12 protein-coding genes and 1 CRISPR repeat array are annotated in these 19,794 nt (G+C 46.6%); of the genes, 5 read left to right on the forward strand and 7 right to left on the reverse strand.

The window, feature by feature from the left end:
• Window positions 1-259 precede the first annotated feature (259 nt).
• Both JGK20_RS26465 and JGK20_RS26470 read left to right on the forward strand, forming a co-directional pair.
• The gene (locus JGK20_RS26465; RefSeq protein WP_293232690.1) at window positions 260-1,321 is read left to right on the forward strand and encodes a sulfate adenylyltransferase; all 1,062 of its coding nucleotides are present in this window, start codon (window positions 260-262) and stop codon (window positions 1,319-1,321) included.
• Window positions 1,322-1,780: 459 nt separating this feature from the next.
• Window positions 1,781-3,991 carry a caspase family protein gene (locus JGK20_RS26470; RefSeq protein WP_293232692.1) on the forward strand — a complete coding sequence of 737 codons (2,211 nt, stop codon included), beginning with the start codon at window positions 1,781-1,783 and terminating at the stop codon, window positions 3,989-3,991.
• Window positions 3,992-4,169: 178 nt separating this feature from the next.
• On the opposite strand, the gene JGK20_RS26475 is transcribed toward JGK20_RS26470, so the two are convergent.
• Window positions 4,170-4,730 carry a Uma2 family endonuclease gene (locus tag JGK20_RS26475; protein WP_293232694.1) on the reverse strand — a complete coding sequence of 187 codons (561 nt, stop codon included), beginning with the start codon at window positions 4,728-4,730 and terminating at the stop codon, window positions 4,170-4,172.
• A 582-nt stretch (window positions 4,731-5,312) separates the two neighbouring features.
• Window positions 5,313-6,611, reverse strand: coding sequence for a valine--pyruvate transaminase (locus tag JGK20_RS26480; protein WP_293232696.1), 1,299 nt, complete (start codon window positions 6,609-6,611; stop codon window positions 5,313-5,315).
• 514 nt (window positions 6,612-7,125) lie between these two features.
• Window positions 7,126-8,979: direct repeats of the CRISPR family, unit length 37 nt; unit sequence GCCGGAAAACCCATAAATCCCTATCAGGGATTGAAAC.
• Window positions 8,980-9,083: 104 nt separating this feature from the next.
• Between JGK20_RS26480 and JGK20_RS26485 the strand changes: the two genes are divergently transcribed.
• Entirely contained in the window at window positions 9,084-9,917 is an 834-nt protein-coding gene (locus tag JGK20_RS26485; RefSeq protein WP_293189901.1) for a Tab2/Atab2 family RNA-binding protein, read from the forward strand.
• A gap of 549 nt (window positions 9,918-10,466) precedes the next feature.
• Here JGK20_RS26485 and JGK20_RS26490 read toward each other — a convergent pair.
• On the reverse strand, window positions 10,467-10,673 hold the full coding sequence (locus JGK20_RS26490) for a hypothetical protein (protein ID WP_293149903.1): 207 nt from the start codon (window positions 10,671-10,673) through the stop codon (window positions 10,467-10,469).
• A 207-nt stretch (window positions 10,674-10,880) separates the two neighbouring features.
• Here JGK20_RS26490 and JGK20_RS26495 point away from each other — a divergent pair, with 207 nt between their 5' ends.
• The gene (locus JGK20_RS26495; protein ID WP_293189903.1) at window positions 10,881-11,753 is read left to right on the forward strand and encodes an S-methyl-5'-thioadenosine phosphorylase; all 873 of its coding nucleotides are present in this window, start codon (window positions 10,881-10,883) and stop codon (window positions 11,751-11,753) included.
• Window positions 11,754-12,014: 261 nt separating this feature from the next.
• Here JGK20_RS26495 and JGK20_RS26500 read toward each other — a convergent pair whose 3' ends face one another.
• Window positions 12,015-13,241, reverse strand: a complete 1,227-nt coding sequence (locus JGK20_RS26500) for a tetratricopeptide repeat protein (RefSeq protein ID WP_293183447.1) — start codon at window positions 13,239-13,241, stop codon at window positions 12,015-12,017.
• Window positions 13,242-13,317: 76 nt separating this feature from the next.
• Here JGK20_RS26500 and JGK20_RS26505 point away from each other — a divergent pair, with 76 nt between their 5' ends.
• Window positions 13,318-13,806: a WbuC family cupin fold metalloprotein gene (locus JGK20_RS26505; RefSeq protein WP_293232698.1), complete on the forward strand. Its 489-nt coding sequence runs from the start codon at window positions 13,318-13,320 to the stop codon at window positions 13,804-13,806.
• Between the two features lie 199 nt (window positions 13,807-14,005).
• On the opposite strand, the gene JGK20_RS26510 is transcribed toward JGK20_RS26505, so the two are convergent.
• The 3 genes from JGK20_RS26510 to JGK20_RS26520 form a co-directional block, all read right to left on the reverse strand.
• Window positions 14,006-14,491: a hypothetical protein gene (locus JGK20_RS26510; protein WP_293196493.1), complete on the reverse strand. Its 486-nt coding sequence runs from the start codon at window positions 14,489-14,491 to the stop codon at window positions 14,006-14,008.
• 260 nt (window positions 14,492-14,751) lie between these two features.
• On the reverse strand, window positions 14,752-16,536 hold the full coding sequence (locus JGK20_RS26515; RefSeq protein WP_293189913.1) for a PAS domain-containing sensor histidine kinase: 1,785 nt from the start codon (window positions 16,534-16,536) through the stop codon (window positions 14,752-14,754).
• 333 nt (window positions 16,537-16,869) lie between these two features.
• On the reverse strand, window positions 16,870-19,794 hold a 2,925-nt coding region (locus tag JGK20_RS26520; protein ID WP_293232700.1), incomplete at its 5' end, for an MASE1 domain-containing protein.

Raw genomic sequence — 19,794 nt, forward strand, 5'->3', positions numbered from 1 at the left:
CGGGCTAGAAGCCCATCCCACAAAAATCTTTTTTCTTGTGGGATGGGCTTCTAGCCCGTCCCAAAATTTGGTTAAAAGGATTTTTGCAAGAGGTCTAATTAAAATTGTAAGTTATTTAATTCTCATTCCTTAAAGAATCGCAGCCCCGCCTTCATCAGCATTCTGCAAAACTCCAGAAAAATTAAAAAATAATGTAGATTTACGGCCTGGCCTTGGTAGTATGTACTCTGGCAGATAAAACCAACAACTTCAAATAGACATGAGCCAGCATTCAGACCGCATTGCCCCTCACGGCGGCATCCTGGTCAACCGCATTGCTACACTAGACCAAAGACAGGAATTTTTTGACAAAGCAGAGTCCCTGCCGCGAGTCCAGCTTTCGGATCGATCGATCTCTGACTTGCAAATGATCGCGATCGGCGCCTTCAGTCCTCTCAAAGGGTTCATGGTAGAAGCTGATTATCGATCGGTAGTCAAAGAAATGCGCCTCTCCAACGGCCTCCCCTGGTCGATTCCCATCACCCTTTCAGTCAGCGAAGCAGTCGCCGACACCCTCACCGAAGGCGCCTTAGTCCGCCTCGACTCCCCGGCTGGCGAATTTGCCGGTATCTTGGAACTTGCAGAAAAATACCGCTACAGCAAAGAAGAAGAAGCCCTCAACGTCTACCGTACCGACGATCTCAAACACCCGGGCGTTCAAGTAGTAGACCAATCCGGGATAGTCGGTTTCCAAACCCGAAACCCCATCCACCGGGCCCACGAATACATCCAAAAATGCGCCTTAGAAACAGTAGACGGATTATTTTTGCACCCGTTAGTCGGGACAACTAAAGATGATGATATCCCTGCTGACGTGCGGATGCGCTGCTACGAAATCCTGCTAGATAAATACTATCCAAAAGATCGCGTAATCTTGGCAATTAATCCGGCGGCGATGCGCTACGCCGGCCCCAGAGAAGCAATTTTTCACGCTTTAATTCGCAAAAACTACGGCTGCACTCACTTTATTGTCGGGCGCGATCATGCTGGAGTTGGCGATTATTACGGCACCTTCGACGCCCAACACATTTTTGACGAGTTCGAGCCTTCTGAATTGGGAATTGTGCCGATGAAATTCGAGCACGCTTTCTATTGCAAGGTGACGGAACAAATGGGTACAACTAAAACAAGTCCCAGCACTCCGGAACAGCGGGTGCATTTGTCGGGAACCAAAGTGCGCGAGATGCTGCGCGCTGGAAAATTGCCACCACCGCAGTTTTCTCGACCCGAAGTCGCCGCCGAATTGGCGAAGGCTATGAATATTTTTAGTTACGAGATTTAAGTCTTGAACTTTGGTATTGGTGGCATTCTGAATAGTTTTGAGTTGGGGGTTTTGAGTTTTAAATTGTAAAATTTAAGCTTGAAACTCAAAAGTTAAAACTTAGAAGTTATGGGATCATCTCAGTTTTGCATTTAATAGTGCTGTCCCCGCTCGCGTATCGAAGTTATAGCCTTTCGAGATCTCATATGAGGTACGACTGGGAATAGGGAATAGGCCTGCGCCGGCAAAACCCGCAAAACCGGGCATTAGGGCATACCTCACTTTTTTGAGAACCGCTATATCTTAAGAATTAACAGTCAGCATCTACTGGATTCCAGGGTTTTGAGATTTGCGACGCATCCTACTAATGTTGTATAAGTTTTCAGAATTGGTATAAGTCACAATCTAATGAAAGCCCCTAAAATTAGAGAGGGGTATTTAACTTGAAATTCAAAACATAAAATTCAAAACTCTTTAAAAATGGGACTCAAGCGGCGGGAATTTTTGCAGCAAGCTGGCCGGGTGCTGGCCGCCATCGGAATCAGCGAGGCTGGATGGTTGCGGTTGGGATCGCGCTACTTGGAAGCTTTAGCCCAGCCAACAGCGCGTAAATTGGCTTTGTTGGTGGGGGTTGACCAATATCCAGATTCGCCCCTACACGGCTGTGTGACGGATGTGGAATTGCAGCGGGAATTGCTGGTATATCGGTTTGGGTTTGCGCCGTCGGATATTCTGACTTTGACTGATGCTGGCGCTACCAGGGACAATATCGAGACGGCTTTTGTAACTCATTTGAGGGAACAAGCAAAACCGGGTGATGTGGTGGTTTTTCACTTTAGCGGCTGCGGTAGTCGAGTTAGTTTTGGAGACTCTCCGGCAAAAATGCAAAACAGTTTAGTACCTGCTGATGACGTGGTACCGCTGTTAGAAAATCGATCGGTCAACGATATTTTAGAGGAAACGGTGTTGCAGTTGGTACGATCGCTCGCCACAGAAAATGCGATCGCCATCCTCGACACCAGTCACACCTACCCGGGTTTCCTCAAAAACGGCAACTTTCGCATCCGTTCCCGTCCGCGCCCCACCATCGGGCAGCCAAGCCTCGCAGAATTAACGTTTGCCGAAGGTCTCCAGTCAGGCAAAAACAATGGTTCTGCGATCGCCCTGCTGAGTGCGGCCGCCAATTCCCAAATCGCCGGGGAACAAGAATGGAACGGATTTACTGCGGGTTTGTTTACCTACGCCCTCACCCAAAGTCTGTGGTTAGCGACTCCGGCTAGCAGTTTCAGCGTCAGTTTTAGTCGGGCGGCGGGCGCAGTCGAGCAAATAGCGGGATTATCGCAGCAACCGCAAATTCGCCCTGACAATTTAACAACCGCACCGGCGCTGAATTTTGCCACAAGTTTAATGTTAAATTCCGCTGCTGCTGACGGGGCTGTGACGGCGGTGGAAGATGGCGGCAAAACTGTGCAGTTGTGGCTGGGCGGGTTGTCGGCTGGGGTTTTGGAGTGCTGCGAGGGCTCGGTGTTTGCTGTGGATTCGTCGGTTAAATCGATCGACAGCGATTCCCTAGAGAATAGCAACTATACTTCACGACTGTTGCTGCGATCGCGCACCGGTTTGTCTGCAAAAGCTCAAATTTTAGATAAGCTCGATCGTACAAAAGGGCAATTAACAGCCGGCGATTTGGTGAGGGAAGAAATTCGGGTATTGCCGCGAAACATCGGTTTGACAGTAGCTTTAGACTCTGGTTTGGAACGAATCGAGCGGGTGGATGCTACCAGTGCTTTCGCGACTGTACCGCAAGTTTCAGCCGTAGGGAGCGAGCAACCGGCTGACTTTCGGTTCGGGAGAGTCTCTGAAACCATTGTCGCTCAGACTCCTGCGGCTTACGAGCCTGCTTTGTATCAAGGCCGCTACGGTTTGTTTTCTGTCAGCCAAATGCTGATTCCCGACACTCAGGGCGACGGGGGAGAAGCCGTTAAGGTGGCGGTGCAGCGGTTGATTCCGCAGTTGAAAGCTTTACAGGCGGGGAAGTTGCTGCGGCTGACTGTCAATGAGACATCTTCGCGGCTGAAGGTGCGGGCGGTTTTGGCAACTCTAGCGCCGCAAGCCCGGGTGATGGTGCAGCGGGAGTCGGTGCGGGCGAGTGGTGATTACCGGTTGGAACCCCTGAGCGCTCCAAGCGAGAAATCGAGTAACTTGGGTATACTAAGTTTGCCGATCGGCAGCCGAATTCAATATAGATTATATAACGAGAGCGATCGCCCGGTTTATGCTGCGGTGTTTTCCTCGGATACCGCTGGACGGTTGTTGGCGATGAATTATCAGGCTGAAAGTGATGCTGGTGCGATGTCAATGGCGATCGCCCCTGGGGATAATTTGAGCGTGCCAGCGGCTGGGGCTTTGGGCTTGGCGGTGTCTGGGGCTGTGGGTTTGGCGGAAACCTTGATTATAGTTAGTGAGAATTCGTTCGATCGCACTTTGGCTGCAATAGCAGCGGAAATGCAGCAAACAAGGGATACTTTGCCGGTGATGTTGTTGAATCCTTTAAATGTGGCGCGGGCTGTGTTGGAAGATTTGCACGTGGCTAGTATTCCGGGCGTGCAGAAACTGGGGATATCGACGGATGATTTGGCTTTGGATGTGAATGTTTGGGCGACTTTAAGTTTTGTTTATCGGGTAGTTTAATTTTGGGAATGGGTAATTGGGAATGGGTAATTGGGAATGCTTGCTGCGGGAGCATCTCATTGTTGCAAAAAATATTTTTTATTGTAGTGCGAGCGTCCTCGCTCGCGAGGTGTATAATACTCGCGAGCGAGGACGCTCGCACTATAAATGAAAAACTGAGATGCTCCCCTTGCTGCAACTATCCGAGTACGAAGTCGATATTCACTTCCCAATCAGGAAATGCTAGAGGCGAAACTTGTTGACCGCGCCAAAACTTTTGGATTAAACTGTAACCGTTGGGTGTTGGCTGGCGGTATACTTCTAAGCATTGTGCTTCTAAATCTACTAGCCAAACCTCTGCAATTTGCGATCGCGCGTAAATGGGAACTTTCACATCTCGATCGTAATCCACCGTACTATCAGATACTTCTATCAACAGCAAAACTTCTGATGGTGTAGGATGTGCCGTTGAATAATAATCAGCACGGGGTTGTAGAAATACTACATCAGGTTGAGGTTCAGTGCGATCGGTCAACTGAACAGGATTTTGGACAGCAATAATCGCTCTTGTTTCGGGAATTGCAGCCGAGAGTCTGTTGAGGCGGTTGACACATCCGGCGTGGCGAGTTCCAATGGCGGCCATTTGTACAAGTTCTCCTTCGATCAATTCTACGCGATCGCCCTGGGGAAAAATACCAGCTTTACCCATTAAATGATATTCTTCTACGGTGAGCAATCTTTTGATTAATTGCACTGCCATAACTACCGTGCCTCTAATTATATTTATTAAATTGTAGTCGATCGAAGGAAGAAGGAAGGAAGAAGGAAGAAGGAAGAAGGCGCTTCTGGTTTAATATCAAATCCACTCTTCATCCTCCTGTATTAATCTCTCTATTCTCTCTCTGTGTCCTCTGCGCCCTAGTAAGGTTAAATCATTCCGATGCAACCATAAACGATATATAGCGGTTCTCAAAAAAGTAAGGTACGTTGTTGGGCTTGGGCCCTCTGAGAGTAGTGATTATATACTAAGCGAGGTGGCATCAAAAACTCCATTTACATTCATCATCTTTCTGATAAATGCTATAACTGGTTCGTTCTAGTAACGAGTACAAAGAAGACGGGCGGTAAAAACCGCCGTGTCATCTAATAACAAATTAAGATATAGCCTTTCTCAAAAAGATGAGGTATAATTGACAGCTTACATAACCGCTTAAACTAAGAGGGCTGAAGCCCAACAACATACCTCATCTTTCTGAGAACCGCTATATGACTGACAGCTTACATAACCGCTTAAACTAAGAGGGCTGAAGCCCAACAACGTACCTCATCTTTCTGATAACCGCTATAGATAAACTTTTTCCACCAATTGAGCCAAACGTTTCATCGCAGTTTCAATCTCATCATTTGTCGCAGTCAAACTAATTCGCAAACACTCGTGTTTGTGCTGCCAATCTTCCCGCAAACCGGGGAAAAAAGAACTTCCCGGTACCACAATCACGCCGACTTTTTTCAATTCTTGATACATTTCCCAATCAGTCATTGGCAAATCTTTGAGCCACAACCAGGCAAAGATTGCTCCTTCACCTCGGTGCAAGAACCATGGCAAATCCTTCGGCATTGCGTGTTCTAACGTGCTTTCAACTACTGCAAATTTGCTTTGATAGTACGGGCGAATTACGTTGAGGGAAATGTCGGCTAGGGCGCCGGAAGCAATGGCCCTAGCTGCGATCGCCTGTCCGTATCTCGGCGAGTGAATGCACATATTGGTCTGAAAAGACTCTAATATTTGAATAATTCCTTCATCGCCGATCGCAATTCCGATTCTTTCACCCGGTAATCCGGCCTTCGACAAACTCATGCAGTGGACGATATTGCCGCCGAAAATCGGCTTCATTTCGGTAAAGTTCAAGGCCGGGAAGGGAGGCCCGTAGGCGGAATCGACTAACACCGGCACGTCGAAAGCGGCTGCTAAATCGGCGATTTTCTGCACTTCGTCGTCGGTGAGGACGTTTCCTGTGGGGTTGCAGGGACGGGAAAAGATGACGCAACCGCTGGTTTCATCAATGGAAAGTTGGCTGAAATCCGGGCGGTATTTGAATCTGTGGGCGGCTGCATCAATATCTAGGGTGGGTTTGCAGGCGATGACTGCTTCGGGAATGAGGCTGACGCCGCCGTAACCGGTGTAGTCTGGGCTGAGGGGAAGGACGATCGACTTTAGGTTGCGGATTTGAGATTTGGGATCGGAAGTGTCGGCGACTGGTGTGGTGTAGCCTCCGAAAGCGTTGGCTGCGTAGAAGTAGATTGATTGACTTCCGGGAGTAATTAGGATGTTGCGATCGGTCAAATTGAGATTGTAACGTTGGTTAAAGTCGGCCAATACTGCATCGATAAAGGGCTGATAACCTTGGCTGGAACCGTAGCGACAAACGACTTCGCCGTATTCGGGGCTGGATAAAAGTTCCGCTGTGCAATCGCGCCACAATTGCTCGACTTCCGGCAAAATCACCGGATTTCCGGCGCTTAAGTTGATAAATTCCTGCCCGTGGCCGGATCTGAGTGTTTCTATAATATCTTTCATAATTGCCCGAACTCCTGTGAGTTGAGACATTTGAGTGCCAAATTGAGTGAGGGCAGGGTTCATGATGCGGCGAGGATGATAGAGGTTGATGGTTTATTTATGATAGCTTTTGTGCGATCGGGTCAAGACTTACGTATCGATCGCGTATTATGTCATTGCGAGGAACGTTAGCGTAAGCGATCTCTTATGAAAGCAATCGCAGCATCTGTTTTTGATGGGTTTTGGGTAGGGTTGAGGGCGTGGTTTGGTTCGATCGGGCGATCGAACAATATTTTTTGCTTAGTTTCCGTGAACCGGTAGGTGTTAAAATAGAGGTATGAAATTTTTTTGCTCAAACTCATGTTCCGCAAGGATTTGATGCCCCTCTTCTGAAAAAACGATTCACGGAAAGTCTGGAAGCTTTACAGGATAACGTTTTGGAGTGAGTATGAAAAATTGGGGATTGACAAGCCGAAGGCTAGAATGGTACTTTAGTTTTAGATTCACGGAACTGCACCTTGAAAACCAAATACAGCAAGGCTTCTGGAGCGGGCGGCCGGAAAACCCATAAATCCCTATCAGGGATTGAAACTGCTGCGCCGGAAAACCCATAAATCCCTATCAGGGATTGAAACATGACAGCAAAATTAAACTCAGCTTCAGTACCTGCAAGGCCGGAAAACCCATAAATCCCTATCAGGGATTGAAACGAGTTTGGGGGGATGTATCCCTAAATGATCTATTTCCGCCGGAAAACCCATAAATCCCTATCAGGGATTGAAACATTCCCGTCGGATTTTACTGGTATCCCGATCCAGGCCGGAAAACCCATAAATCCCTATCAGGGATTGAAACGTAACTGCACTCTCAATGCTGAACCAAGTTGACCCTGCCGAGCCGGAAAACCCATAAATCCCTATCAGGGATTGAAACATACCAGACTGCATTTCAACAACTAAGTCGATCAATGCCGGAAAACCCATAAATCCCTATCAGGGATTGAAACAAACCAGAACCGACTGCACCCACAGCCCCGGAACCGCCGGAAAACCCATAAATCCCTATCAGGGATTGAAACGCCCGATCGAATCTGTGGATTATACCAAATCAACATAGCCGGAAAACCCATAAATCCCTATCAGGGATTGAAACAAATGTATGGTTTTGAATCCTCAAAACATCTTTAGCCGGAAAACCCATAAATCCCTATCAGGGATTGAAACTTTGTGGGCTGTAATGGGTCAGTTCGCTCCAGCGCCGGAAAACCCATAAATCCCTATCAGGGATTGAAACGCAAGTTCAACAGCATTAGGTATTAAAAATGGGGTTGTCAAGCCGGAAAACCCATAAATCCCTATCAGGGATTGAAACAACGGTACTCTGACAAACGAACAGCGGCAAGCTGTGCCGGAAAACCCATAAATCCCTATCAGGGATTGAAACCCCTTGAAGTCTGGCCGGCAAACCGCATATTCCCAAAGCCGGAAAACCCATAAATCCCTATCAGGGATTGAAACTCATTAACTCTAGTTGGCGGGAGGGAGCGATTTTTGGTGCCGGAAAACCCATAAATCCCTATCAGGGATTGAAACATTTCTTGGCGCTGCAACTCAATTGCCTGCTGTTGAGCCGGAAAACCCATAAATCCCTATCAGGGATTGAAACACCAAATCACTATTCTCTAGGAAACAAACACTTCAAGCCGGAAAACCCATAAATCCCTATCAGGGATTGAAACTCACAACAGTAATTGAACAAGACCCGGAACTGCCGCCGGAAAACCCATAAATCCCTATCAGGGATTGAAACACGCGCCTGGTTATGGCGATGCCCACGGCTAGCCGGAAAACCCATAAATCCCTATCAGGGATTGAAACTTATTATAACCAAAAGAAGCAGAAGGTATTATGCGCCGGAAAACCCATAAATCCCTATCAGGGATTGAAACGCCCAATTTAGGATTGGGTATTATTCGCAAACCCACAGCCGGAAAACCCATAAATCCCTATCAGGGATTGAAACGATAATGACGAATTAGCTTATCTTGCTGAAGTAACGCCGGAAAACCCATAAATCCCTATCAGGGATTGAAACTCACTATTTCTCTGACTTTAAATCGACTTGGTGGTTGCGCCGGAAAACCCATAAATCCCTATCAGGGATTGAAACTTTTTTGAAGAGGAAGAGGAAGAGCGATCGAGAGCCGGAAAACCCATAAATCCCTATCAGGGATTGAAACAGATTTGTTGATAAAGATTCCTAAGCTAATTTTTCGCCGGAAAACCCATAAATCCCTATCAGGGATTGAAACAGGCTTGATGGCAGCGAAACCAATCCCCTTGAGCCGGAAAACCCATAAATCCCTATCAGGGATTGAAACTCGGGCTTTAATTGCCAGTGTTCAATGATTGAAGAGCCGGAAAACCCATATTTCCCTGTCTAGGGCTTGAAACGGCGGTAAAACGTAAGCCCCCGCGAGAAAACCGCAAAATCCCGATCGCGAATCCAAACCAGATTAAAATAATCGAGTCAAGTTGACCTTATTTTTTAATTCCCATGCGTATTTGGCAAGCCGATTTCTACCGCCGCCCTCTCCGAGACGAAACCGGCAAACCATTGTGGGAACTCCTCATCTGCGACTCGGCACAAACATTTCAATTTAGCGCCCTTTGCCGCCAGTCGGAAGCCAACTCCCATTGGCTAGCCGCCCAATTCCAGCAAGTTCAAACCCAGAAATTGCCCGACACAATCCAAGTATTTAGACCTCAATCTCTCAGTTTAATCGAAGCTGCGGGCAAAGTTTTGGGCGTCAAAGTAGAAGCAACTCGGCGCACCGCCGCCCTCAAAACCCTGCTGCAACAACGCGATCGAGAATATTCCAGTCTGCCTAATTATACTAATGAAGCTTATCGGGCGATCGACCTAGAAACTCCTCCACCCATCCCCCTACCCGAAAATCTCTGGGGCGATACCTGGCGTTTTGCATCCCTACCCGCCGGCGACATCCTAGAAGCCATCCAAGGGCGTCCCATCCCCATCTTAGAAATGCCCGAATTCCTATTACCCCTGAACTTAGGTTTAGCCTCAACAGTACCCGTACCCGGAGTTGTAATTGACGGCGGGCGACAGTCAATGCGCCTAGCTAGATGGCTTCAGGAAGCCAAACCCTTCGCCTTGAACTATATCGCCGGAGCTCCCGACGGATTGATATTGGAAGCTGGGTTAGCCGATCGATGGGTTGTCGCCACCTTTGAAGATAGCGAAGTAAAAGCCGCCGCCGAAACTTACCAACAGCGCAAACAATCGAGTAAAGGATTGCATTTTCTCTTAGTCCAGCCCGATGATAGCGGCATGACTTATACAGGGTTTTGGCTGCTAAATTTTAATTAATAATACCAATCCTAAATCTTTAAGGTACGTTGTTGGGCTTCAGCCCTCTTTAGATATATAGATAAAGAGCGCTGAAGCGCAACAACGTACCTTTTTCTATTGACAATAAATTTTTGATAAACAAACCAAACATTTATTGTGTAGCAATCTTTTTCCAAAAATCGTATTAAATGCGGTACAGCTTACAAGCATGAAAAAAATTTGCTAAGCACCAAATTTTGTGGTACCGAGCAAAACAGAGGTTGTTTCCTCAAATCTTGTCGGTGCGTCGCTACGAGATTTTGAATCTTTTTTAGGGATTATTCATAGCGACACACCCTACAAACACTTTTGGCTGCTAAATTTTAACTCGCAATAGTTAATGCCGAATCCTGGACATCCGCAGCCAGTAAAACTTTAACAAAACGATCGCCCTTTCTAGCTGCGGAAAAATGAAACTATCGGAAATTATCTTATTTTTGATTTCAAAATTCGATCGCCAAAATCAGATGATCTCCCGAAAATAACTGCCAGCAGATACAGACTGAAGCACCCTTTTTAAAAGTCTATCTATTCCACAACCAGAATCAATCCATCTTGGATGCCCTGATGCACTCGGTTAATCTGACACCGATCCTTTTCGTTGAGACGGTTTGTCGAAAGCATTGCAGACTTCAGCAGCCGCCTGTCGAGAGGCGTAATTTGGCGGAAAGCAAAGATTCGTTGGACGATCGCCTCGATCGCGATCTTAGGTACGCTAGCAGAACTGACTGTCATTTTTTTAACACCCTGAAAATAGATAACAGAACCCTGTACCTTTATTTTTAAAGATTTTGTAAAGATACATTGTGATTAAGATCATACATATCTTGTGACAAAACAGTGTATAAACGATCGCAATCGCTATAAAAATTAAATTATTTTAACGCAAACTTAACAATAGCTCGATAGAATCAATGTTGTAAAACTGAGGCAGAGGGTAAAATGGCACAGGCAAAAATCGGCATTATCGGCGGCAGCGGTTTGTATAAAATGGAAGCCCTCAAGGATGTTGAAGAGGTAAAAATCGATACACCTTTTGGCGCGCCATCTGATGCAGCCATTGTGGGAACCTTAGACGGTACGCCCGTTGCATTTTTGGCCAGACACGGCCGCAATCACACTTATTTGCCCTCGGAAGTCCCCTATCGGGCAAATATCTATGCCATGAAGAGTCTAGGAGTTGAGTATTTAATCTCAGCGTCGGCGGTTGGTTCCCTAAAAACAGAGGCCAAACCTTTAGATATGGTAGTGCCAGATCAGTTTATCGATCGCACAAAAAATCGAGCTTCTACATTTTTCGGAGAAGGAATAGTCGGTCATATCACCTTCGGCGATCCGATTTGCGGCGAATTGGCTAAAGTGTTGGTAAGTGCGATCGAATCCTTGAACCTCGCCGACGTTTCCCTGCATCGCGGCGGCACCTACGTCTGCATGGAAGGCCCCGCATTTTCCACCAAAGCAGAATCAAATCTTTACCGCAGTTGGGATGCGACAGTCATCGGGATGACAAATTTGCCCGAAGCAAAATTAGCCAGAGAAGCAGAGATTGCCTACGCAACTTTAGCATTAGTCACCGATTACGACTGCTGGCATGAAGAACACGACAGCGTAACAGTAGAAATGGTAATCGCCAACTTGCACCGCAATGCGGAAAATGCCCAAAAAGTAATTCAAGAAACTGTGCGGAGGCTAACCGAAAATCCCCCTGTTTCTGAGGCACATTCCGCTTTGAAATATGCAATTCTGACTCCACTGGACAAAGTACCTCCCGCAACCAAGGAGAAAATGGGTTTGCTATTGCAGAAATATTTGTAGGGGATAGGGAATAGGGCATCGGGCATGGGGCATCGGGCATCGGTTATTAGTTATTAGTTATTAGTTAATTGCTAACAATTACCAATTTCTAAATTCCTAATGCCCAATCCCCTGGGAAGGCCGATGCCCTGGGAAGGCCAATGCTTTTCGGCCCTGGGAAGGCCTTCTTCCCAATGCCCAATGCCCAATGCCCTGCGCGGGGCAATGCCCAATGCCCAATGCCCAATGCCCAATGCCCAATGCCCAATGCCCAATGCCCAATTAACCGATCAACTGTTTAAACGCATCATGTTCGCGAAGTTTTTCTAAATCAACTTCAGTTTTTGCCAACTCTTTGCACAAATTCGGATTGAGATTCAGGGCGCGCTTTAAATTTTCAATTGCTAAATCAATTTTACCTTGGAGCGCATAACATCGGGCTTTATTGTACCATATTCTGTAAAAATCAGGTCGAATTTTAGCAGCATTGTCGTAGGACTCGATCGCCGCTTCGTACTTTTGCAATTTGGACAGTGCCACGCCTCGATTGTTCCAAGCGTCAGTATAATCTTTTTTGACTTGTAGGGCTTGATTGTACGAAATTACTGCTTGTTCGTATTCCTGCATTTTGGAAAACGCAACGCCTCGGTTGTTCCAAGCGTCGGCGTAATCGGGTTTAGCTTGGATGGCTTGTTCGTAACAGCCGATCGCCTCCGGGTACTTCTGCAACTCCAACAATACCACGCCTCGGTTGTTCCAAGCGTCGGGATAGGTCGGGCGAATTGTGGTAGCTTGTTCGTAGGATGCGATCGCCTCGGGATACCGCTGCATTCGAGTCAGCACAACTCCCCGATTGTTCCAAGTATCGGCTAAATCCGGCTGAATTTGCAGTGCTTGATTGTAAGCTGCGATCGCATCTTCATAGCGGTTTTCAAAGAAACAAGCATCTCCCTGTTTGGCATAGTCGGCTGCCGTCAATAACTGTTGATAATTGCCGTAGTTAACCGGAGCAAATTCTTGAATTTGGGCATCCGGTAATAACAAATCTGTTTCTACATCTGCTGGGTGATTTTGGTATTGAATTTCACCTAAGATACTTTCAGCATCGGAAATTAATAGTTTTAATTGAGAGATGGTATCGTAGTGGAGACTTTCGATTTCTTGGCGAGCAATTGTTGTCTGCTTGGACAATTTGCCCAACAAAAACCAAACAATGACTCCGGCTGCTGTCGGAAACAAAGTTAAGGCAATTACCAACCCATTTAGCAGCAGGCCCGTGCGCCCAAAAGCAATGTCCACTTCTTCTTGAACTCGATCGCGAATTTCGTCTTTGAGTTGCTGCTGGGGCAATTCCTGCTGAATTAACAGTCCCCCAGCCTTCGCTTGGGATGCAGAAACCTTACTGGTACAGAGTAAAATAATCAAAAGGGCGATCGGGCTAATACTTGTTCTAAAAATACTTGACAAACGCATTGCCTTAGTGATACGCACCTGATTTGCGATTTTCATATGTCAAGAAATGCTGGTAAAGATGATCTCAGCCTAGCCGATTTGTTCAAAAACTATTAAATACAGGATATCTGTTGTGCAGCCTTCTCCGATTAAGTGTTTGACGCAAGAATTGCTAGACGAAGTTGCAGCTTCCTCTCGCAGCAATCCCCGCGGGCGACAAAACTACAATTTCCACGATTTGTCAGAAAAGGTGCAGCGGTTTGTCAACGTGCTGCAAATGGGTACTTACGTGCGCCCTCACCGACACCTGCGCCCGCCGGAAGTTAACGGTTTTGAGTTTTTTGTCGTGATTCAAGGAGAAGTGGGTATTCTGATTTTGAACGAACATGGTCAAATTTTGCGATCGTTCCGAGTTAGCGCTATCGGGCCCACTCGCGCTGTGGAACTTCCAGAGGGCACTATTCACACGTTGGTAGCTTTGGCTGCGGATACTGTGATTTTGGAGTTCAAGGAAGGGCCCTATGAGGTGGCGGCGGATAAAGACTTTTTGCCCGATTTTCCCGCTGAGGGTACTGAGGCGGCGCGGGAATTAGTTTTGATTTGGGAAGCGGAATTTAAATAAGAAGGAAGAAGGAAGAAGGAAGAAGGAAGAAGGAAGAAGGAAGAAAATTAAGGGTTTCAGCAATTAAGAACGTACTAATTCTTGATCGCAGTTGCCCAATGCCCAATGCCCAATGCCCTGTTTGGCCCAATGCCCAATGCCCAATGCCCAATGCCCAATGCCCAATGCCCAATGCCCAATGCCCAATGCCCCATGACTACTAACTAATGAATCTAATTGTTGTCATCCGATTGTATAAATCTGGGGCGGTGCGAATGATTTTTCTGAGAAGTTCATCTGTTACCCAAAAGACGATGGGAAAGGAAAACTTTTTGCTGAACTCGCTGCATACTAGATTGGTAGAACTTAGCAATCGATCGATCGACTCCACTGACTCCAAACCGAGGATCATTAAAGCTGGAGGCTTTGCGCCGTCTACTTCTGTGGCGATTGTCGTGTAGAGAGATGTCGCCGATTTTGGCACAAACAGTTGCTGCGGTTTCTGGGTGCAAGTTGCTTGGAGGCGATCGACTATTTGCTGCCGCAAAGCCAGGGAGTTGCAGTGGACTAAAACGAAAGAAAAGTAACCTTGAGAAAGACGGATAGCCCGAACTAAAGTTGAGAACGACCGCTCGTTATATTTGGCTGAGTCGTACCTCGCTGGATCGTTTTGATCTGTATTTTCTGAGCAGTTCTCGGCAAACATAAATTGCAGTTCTGTTCTCTAGTTTTAGGGATTTTCTAGATTAAATAATTTTTATAAATAAAATATGAAGATCGAACAAAAAAAATTGGAAAATGTTCCGGCGATCTTACCACTGCTTGAAATTAACATCAATAGTGCGATCGACAGATTTTTCTGCACCCGAGCTAAACGGATATAATACAATCAAACCCAACAATGAAATGTATTTAAAAATACAAAAAAATTATCCCCGCTCAAATGTAGTTAAAAATACAAAAAAATCATCGGCTATTTTCAGCTAGGGGCAAAGTAAACCAAAAAATTGCCCCTTTACCGTGACTGCTAATTACCCCAATTTGCCCGCCGTGAGCGCCAATAATTTGCCTGCACAGGTATAAGCCCAAACCCAAACCGACGGAGTGTCTGGATTGATTGCCCCTAACGTAAAGGTCAAAAAGATGTTCGCACTGTTCCGGCAATATTCCCACTCCGTCATCTTCAACGGTACAGTAAATCATACTTGGGGAATGGGGAATTGGGAATTGGGAATGGGGCATTGGTAATTTATCGATATCTGGTTTCGATTCACTTTGATTTATGATATTTTTTCCCCTAGGGATTACTTTAGCAAAAATTTTCAAATTTAGTCCGGGAAGATTGTGTTTCAAAGCATTAGAAATTAAATTAGAGAAAACGCGCCACAACTGAGTATAGTCAGCATTCACTGCGGGCAAATCATCTGGCACTAAATTTGTAAAAGTAGCTTGAGCATCATTGATTAAAGGCTCCAAATCAGCCGCCGAAGCTTTCACTAGCGCTCTCAAATCTACTCCTGTGCAGTGCAGAACCAAACCGCGCAATTCCCCAGCATGAACTTCCAACAGCGAATTTATTAACCGCAATTGCTGCTCGCTACCTTGAATCATCCGCTCCAAAACAGAACGGGGAATTGCGATCGAATCCCCCGTTTTTGTCTTCCAATTTTTCAGCACCATTAACATTCCCGCTACCGGATTTCGCAAGTCGTGTGAAAGAGCGTGAATAAACAGCCGCTGCGATTCTTGGGCCTGTTTGCGCTGCGTGATATCCTCAATTAAACCCTCATAATAAAGCACGGAGCCGCTGCTATCCCGTACCACCCGCGCTTTCTCCGATATCCAGACAATACTGCCGTCTGAGCGATAAATTTGCGACTCAAAATCCGATACTGTGTTGCTTTGCTCGATCGATCGCAAAAACTGATTTCTGCGTACAGGATCGACATACAACTGTCGCTCAATATCAGTAAACTTTGCCGTCACTTCTTCGGGGGAATCGCAGCCGTAAATCCGCGCCAAAGCTGGATTAGCCGTAATGTAGCGCCCCTCGGGAGTGCTTTGAAAAATTCCCTCGCCGGCATTCTCAAAAATGCTGCGGTACTTCGCTTCAGCCACTTCCAACTGCTGGTAAGCAGATTCCAACTCGCGCCTGGTACTAAACTCTTTCCGTTGCAGGCATTCGTACCAATAAACCGACAAATCGCAGATCAAACAAAACCAAAACAAATATAAGTAAAACCCGCTCAGCCGAAAAGTAGTATACTTAGCAAAACTTAGATTTAAAATTAAATTTATGCCAACGTGGCAGAACAAAACGCCGAGCTGAGAAATCAGGTGAAGGCGCCAGCGGACGGGCATCAGTGTCGCTTGAGTGAGAAACGCTAAACTCCAAGTTAAAAGTGGTAAGTCTCCGATTTTTGCTGCGGCTAATCCAAGCTGTACAACGACTGTTAACGACCACGAAAAACCCAAAAATAGTAAACCGGGATAGCGTTTTCCGATCGAGGTTTTTTGCAACACCAAACAAGTCAGCAAGCCAAATTGTATAGCAGCGCTAGTGTACAAATAAACAATTTTAAATTCCCGGGGAGCGAAGATTGCTTCGCCCAGAAGATAGACAATTATTGTGAAGGCAAAAAAGATGGCAATTCGGACAGCAGGGCTCAGCCGATCTCGCAGGAAGCGATCGCGCCACACCTCGTAAACCGTTAACGCCTGAACTGATTTTTCATGGCCAGGATAAAACATATAGCCTTTCTCACTAACATGAGGTACGAATAGGGCATAGGGCATAGGGCATAGGGCATAGGGCATAGGTATTGCCCGCATACCTCACTTTTTTTGAGAACCGCTGTAGGATTTTGGATTTTGGATTTTGGATTGAAGCATTGAAGATTTGAAGATTGAAGACTCAATAATTGAAGATTGAATAATTGGGTTAATAGCGATTGTCAGAATTGAATCCGCGCTCAAACGGATACAAGCGCCCGACTGTTGTCGTGGAGAAATCAAAATTTTAGACTAAGAGTTAAACCTCCCACATTCATCTGTGAAGTAAATTAAAAATCTAAAATCTAAAATCTAAAATCGACTGACAGTCGGTAGCGAAAACCAGAAAGTCGAGCCACCTCCGGGAGTGGTTTCGACGCCGATGAAGCCGCCGTGAGCTTTGATAATTTGCTTGGAGAGGTAAAGCCCCAAACCCAGCCCTGTTAATTGTCGGCTATTGGGGTCTTGAACGTAAAGTTCAAACAGAGATTCCCGCTGTCTAGCACTGATTCCGACTCCATTGTCTGTTACAGTGCAGCGAACCATTTTTACGGTGACATCGGGCAATTTGCCACCTGTATTCCCAATTTGACCCTGATAGCGGGGCAGTTGGCAACTGCCGTCGAGGTGAAATTTGGCCCGGGTTTCTTGATTTTTTGGGGTGTCGAACATCCCCGTGCGATCGCCCGCAGCAGATGACAGGTTAGGGATACAGCGGGCGACGAAATTATTTCGGGACGTGAAAACCTGTGCATTTTCTGCAAAAATTAGTGCTTTTTCTACTTCAATTACCTCGGCTTTAAAAGTTATATTGACTCCCGGATGATTGTGCTTGATAGCATTGGTTAGGAGATTTTCCAGAACTCGCTGCAAGTGTTTGCTGTCGGCATTGACTTGTGGCAAATCTGCGGGTATTTCCAAAGTCAAAGTTGCTTGATTTTTTGCCAGCATTGGTTCTAACTCAGCAACAATTGCGGAAGTTAAAGACTGCAAATGCAGCGGTACTGTATTTAGGACAATACCTTGAACTTCGCTAGCGTGAGCGTCGAGTAAGGCATTAACCATTCTCAACTGGTGTTCGCTAGCTTCAACGATCCGCTTCAAGATCGATCGAGAAACCGCAATATGCTCTAGAGAGTCAGAGGCCGATTTGTTGAGCAAATTTTTCAGCAGGATTAACATTCCCATAACTGGAGTGCGGAGATTGTGAGAAACTGCGTGCAAAAATAAATCTTTGAGGCGGTTGCTTTCTTGCAGTTCGTGCATTTTTTGCTGCAATTGGCGGGTGCGTTCCTCCACTTGAGATTCCAAGTTGGCATTGAGATCTTTTACTTGCTGCAAAAGTTGGGCTGAAGAGAGGGCGATCGCGACTTGGGTAGCCAGTTTTTCTAACAAATCAATTTCAAATTCTTGCCACTGGCGGGGCCCAGAACACTGGTTGACGGCCAAGATCCCGAACAATTCTTCCCCGAGGAAGATCGGCACAGTTAAGGTCGCCCGAATTTGATAGTCGCTGTACAATTTGGCAATGATGTTGCTGACTTGCACCGTAGCAGTATCGGAGACTACTCGGACGAGGTTGTTAGCATAAAAAGCTTTCTGCTTTTCGATAAAACTTTCGTCAGCGAGCACCCATCCTATAAGAGAAGGACATTCCACAGCGACAGACTCAGCAACAACTTTGCCGCGCGCCGGGCTAGCCAAATTTGCCCCGCCTCCGTCCATAATACCGATGAACACCCGGTCTGCCTTGAAAAATTGCCGGACTTCGGCAACAGTAGTGTTGAGAATTGCTTCGAGATCGAGGGAGTGGCGAATTCTCAGGGCCATTTCTGAGAGCAACCGATCGCGCTCCGAGGATGTTCGCAAAGCCGCTTCTGTGCGGTGGCGATCGGTAACGTCTTGGACTGTGGCGGCGATGACGTTAGAATTAATTGCCGACTGTTCGCAGACAGTGCGCTCAGAGCCGTCGGCTAGTAAAATTCGGTAGTTAATGCAATAGGATTTGCGCTCAAATATCGCTTGACATTGCGATCGCGCCACCAATTCTCTATCATCTGGATGTACCGCCTGCAAAAAAACTTCTGGTGTTGGTTTCACAGTTCCCGGAGCCAAACCCAAGAGGCGATAAAGTTCATCCGACCACCGCAATTCGATATTGGATATATGATGTGCTGCGGCTTCTGCACAGTTTGTAGTTGTGGCGACGGCGGCGCAATTTAAATCCCAATTGCCCAATTGAGCGATGCGCTGAGCGTTAGCTAAACTAGCGTGAGCGTCGCGCAACATGGCCGCGGTTCGGTGTACCTCAACCAGAGCTTGCTGGCGTTCAGCGACAGCAGCAGCCAACATCAGGGCGACAATGGCGATCGTAGCAGTAAAAGCTTGTAAAAATAAAACCGCCTGTTGCAAATTTTCGCTTTTGACCAGAAACGGGCCGCCTCCCTGCACAGCTCCCAAAATCGCGATGCAAGAGACGATCGAATAAGCAAAAATTGCTCCCTGCTGTTGAAACCGCAGGGCAGCCCAAACTATGAAAGGAAAAGGCAAATATTCCAGCGGATAAAGAGCACTCGCCCCCTTTGTTTTACAACAAAAAACTAGCCAACTCACGCTCAACAGCAGAACAAATAAAATGAGTGCTTCTAAATAATCAGAAATTAAAAATATAATATTATAGCGATTTCTGGCTTTATTTGATATAGTTAAATAATGAGCAGTTAGCGATTGATAATTAGCAATTGATGATTCATAATTAGCAACTGGCAATTGGCACTTTAGCCAGTTAAACAATGATAAAAAGTCAGTAATAATCGGAGGATTTATGGGAGATTTAAAACTTTTAATAGCGTGGTGTAAAGTCAGCAACACTGGCGTGACAATTAAAATTCCCATGCCGTCTCCGAGCCACGTAGTCCACCAGTTGCGAGAGAAATTGCTCCACTGAGCCCAACCAAAAAAGCACGTACCCAAGTTGCCGAGTGCAGAACCGAGCAAAGTAGACCCGATGACAGCGCCCGCCACCAAACCCAGAACATCTCGCAGTCGATCGAGCTTAGTACAAAATCCGATCCGCGCGAGCACAGCCTCCCCAGCCAGTGCTTGCAGGGTGACGCTAAAAGCGGATGTCACAATCACGGCGGAGGGTATACCCGCGGCGAAGGTAGAGTTTAACAGTACCGAACCGAGGGCAATTCCCGGCCACATCCGTCGCCCTTGTAGCAGCACTGCCGCCAG

Origin of the sequence: Microcoleus sp. PH2017_05_CCC_O_A (assembly GCF_020738785.1) — a bacterium.
GTDB lineage: Bacteria > Cyanobacteriota > Cyanobacteriia > Cyanobacteriales > Microcoleaceae > Microcoleus.

Bases quoted from the DNA above. Each gene is read 5' to 3' on its own strand.
- JGK20_RS26495 (WP_293189903.1), top strand. From the start codon at position 10,881: ATGGCACAGGCAAAAATCGGCATTATCGGCGGCAGCGGTTTGTATAAA.
- JGK20_RS26480 (WP_293232696.1), bottom strand. From the start codon at position 6,611: ATGAACCCTGCCCTCACTCAATTTGGCACTCAAATGTCTCAACTCACA.
- JGK20_RS26465 (WP_293232690.1), top strand. From the start codon at position 260: ATGAGCCAGCATTCAGACCGCATTGCCCCTCACGGCGGCATCCTGGTC.
- JGK20_RS26485 (WP_293189901.1), top strand. From the start codon at position 9,084: ATGCGTATTTGGCAAGCCGATTTCTACCGCCGCCCTCTCCGAGACGAA.
- JGK20_RS26510 (WP_293196493.1), bottom strand. From the start codon at position 14,491: ATGTTTGCCGAGAACTGCTCAGAAAATACAGATCAAAACGATCCAGCG.
- JGK20_RS26490 (WP_293149903.1), bottom strand. From the start codon at position 10,673: ATGACAGTCAGTTCTGCTAGCGTACCTAAGATCGCGATCGAGGCGATC.
- JGK20_RS26470 (WP_293232692.1), top strand. From the start codon at position 1,781: ATGGGACTCAAGCGGCGGGAATTTTTGCAGCAAGCTGGCCGGGTGCTG.
- JGK20_RS26500 (WP_293183447.1), bottom strand. From the start codon at position 13,241: ATGAAAATCGCAAATCAGGTGCGTATCACTAAGGCAATGCGTTTGTCA.
- JGK20_RS26475 (WP_293232694.1), bottom strand. From the start codon at position 4,730: ATGGCAGTGCAATTAATCAAAAGATTGCTCACCGTAGAAGAATATCAT.
- JGK20_RS26515 (WP_293189913.1), bottom strand. From the start codon at position 16,536: ATGTTTTATCCTGGCCATGAAAAATCAGTTCAGGCGTTAACGGTTTAC.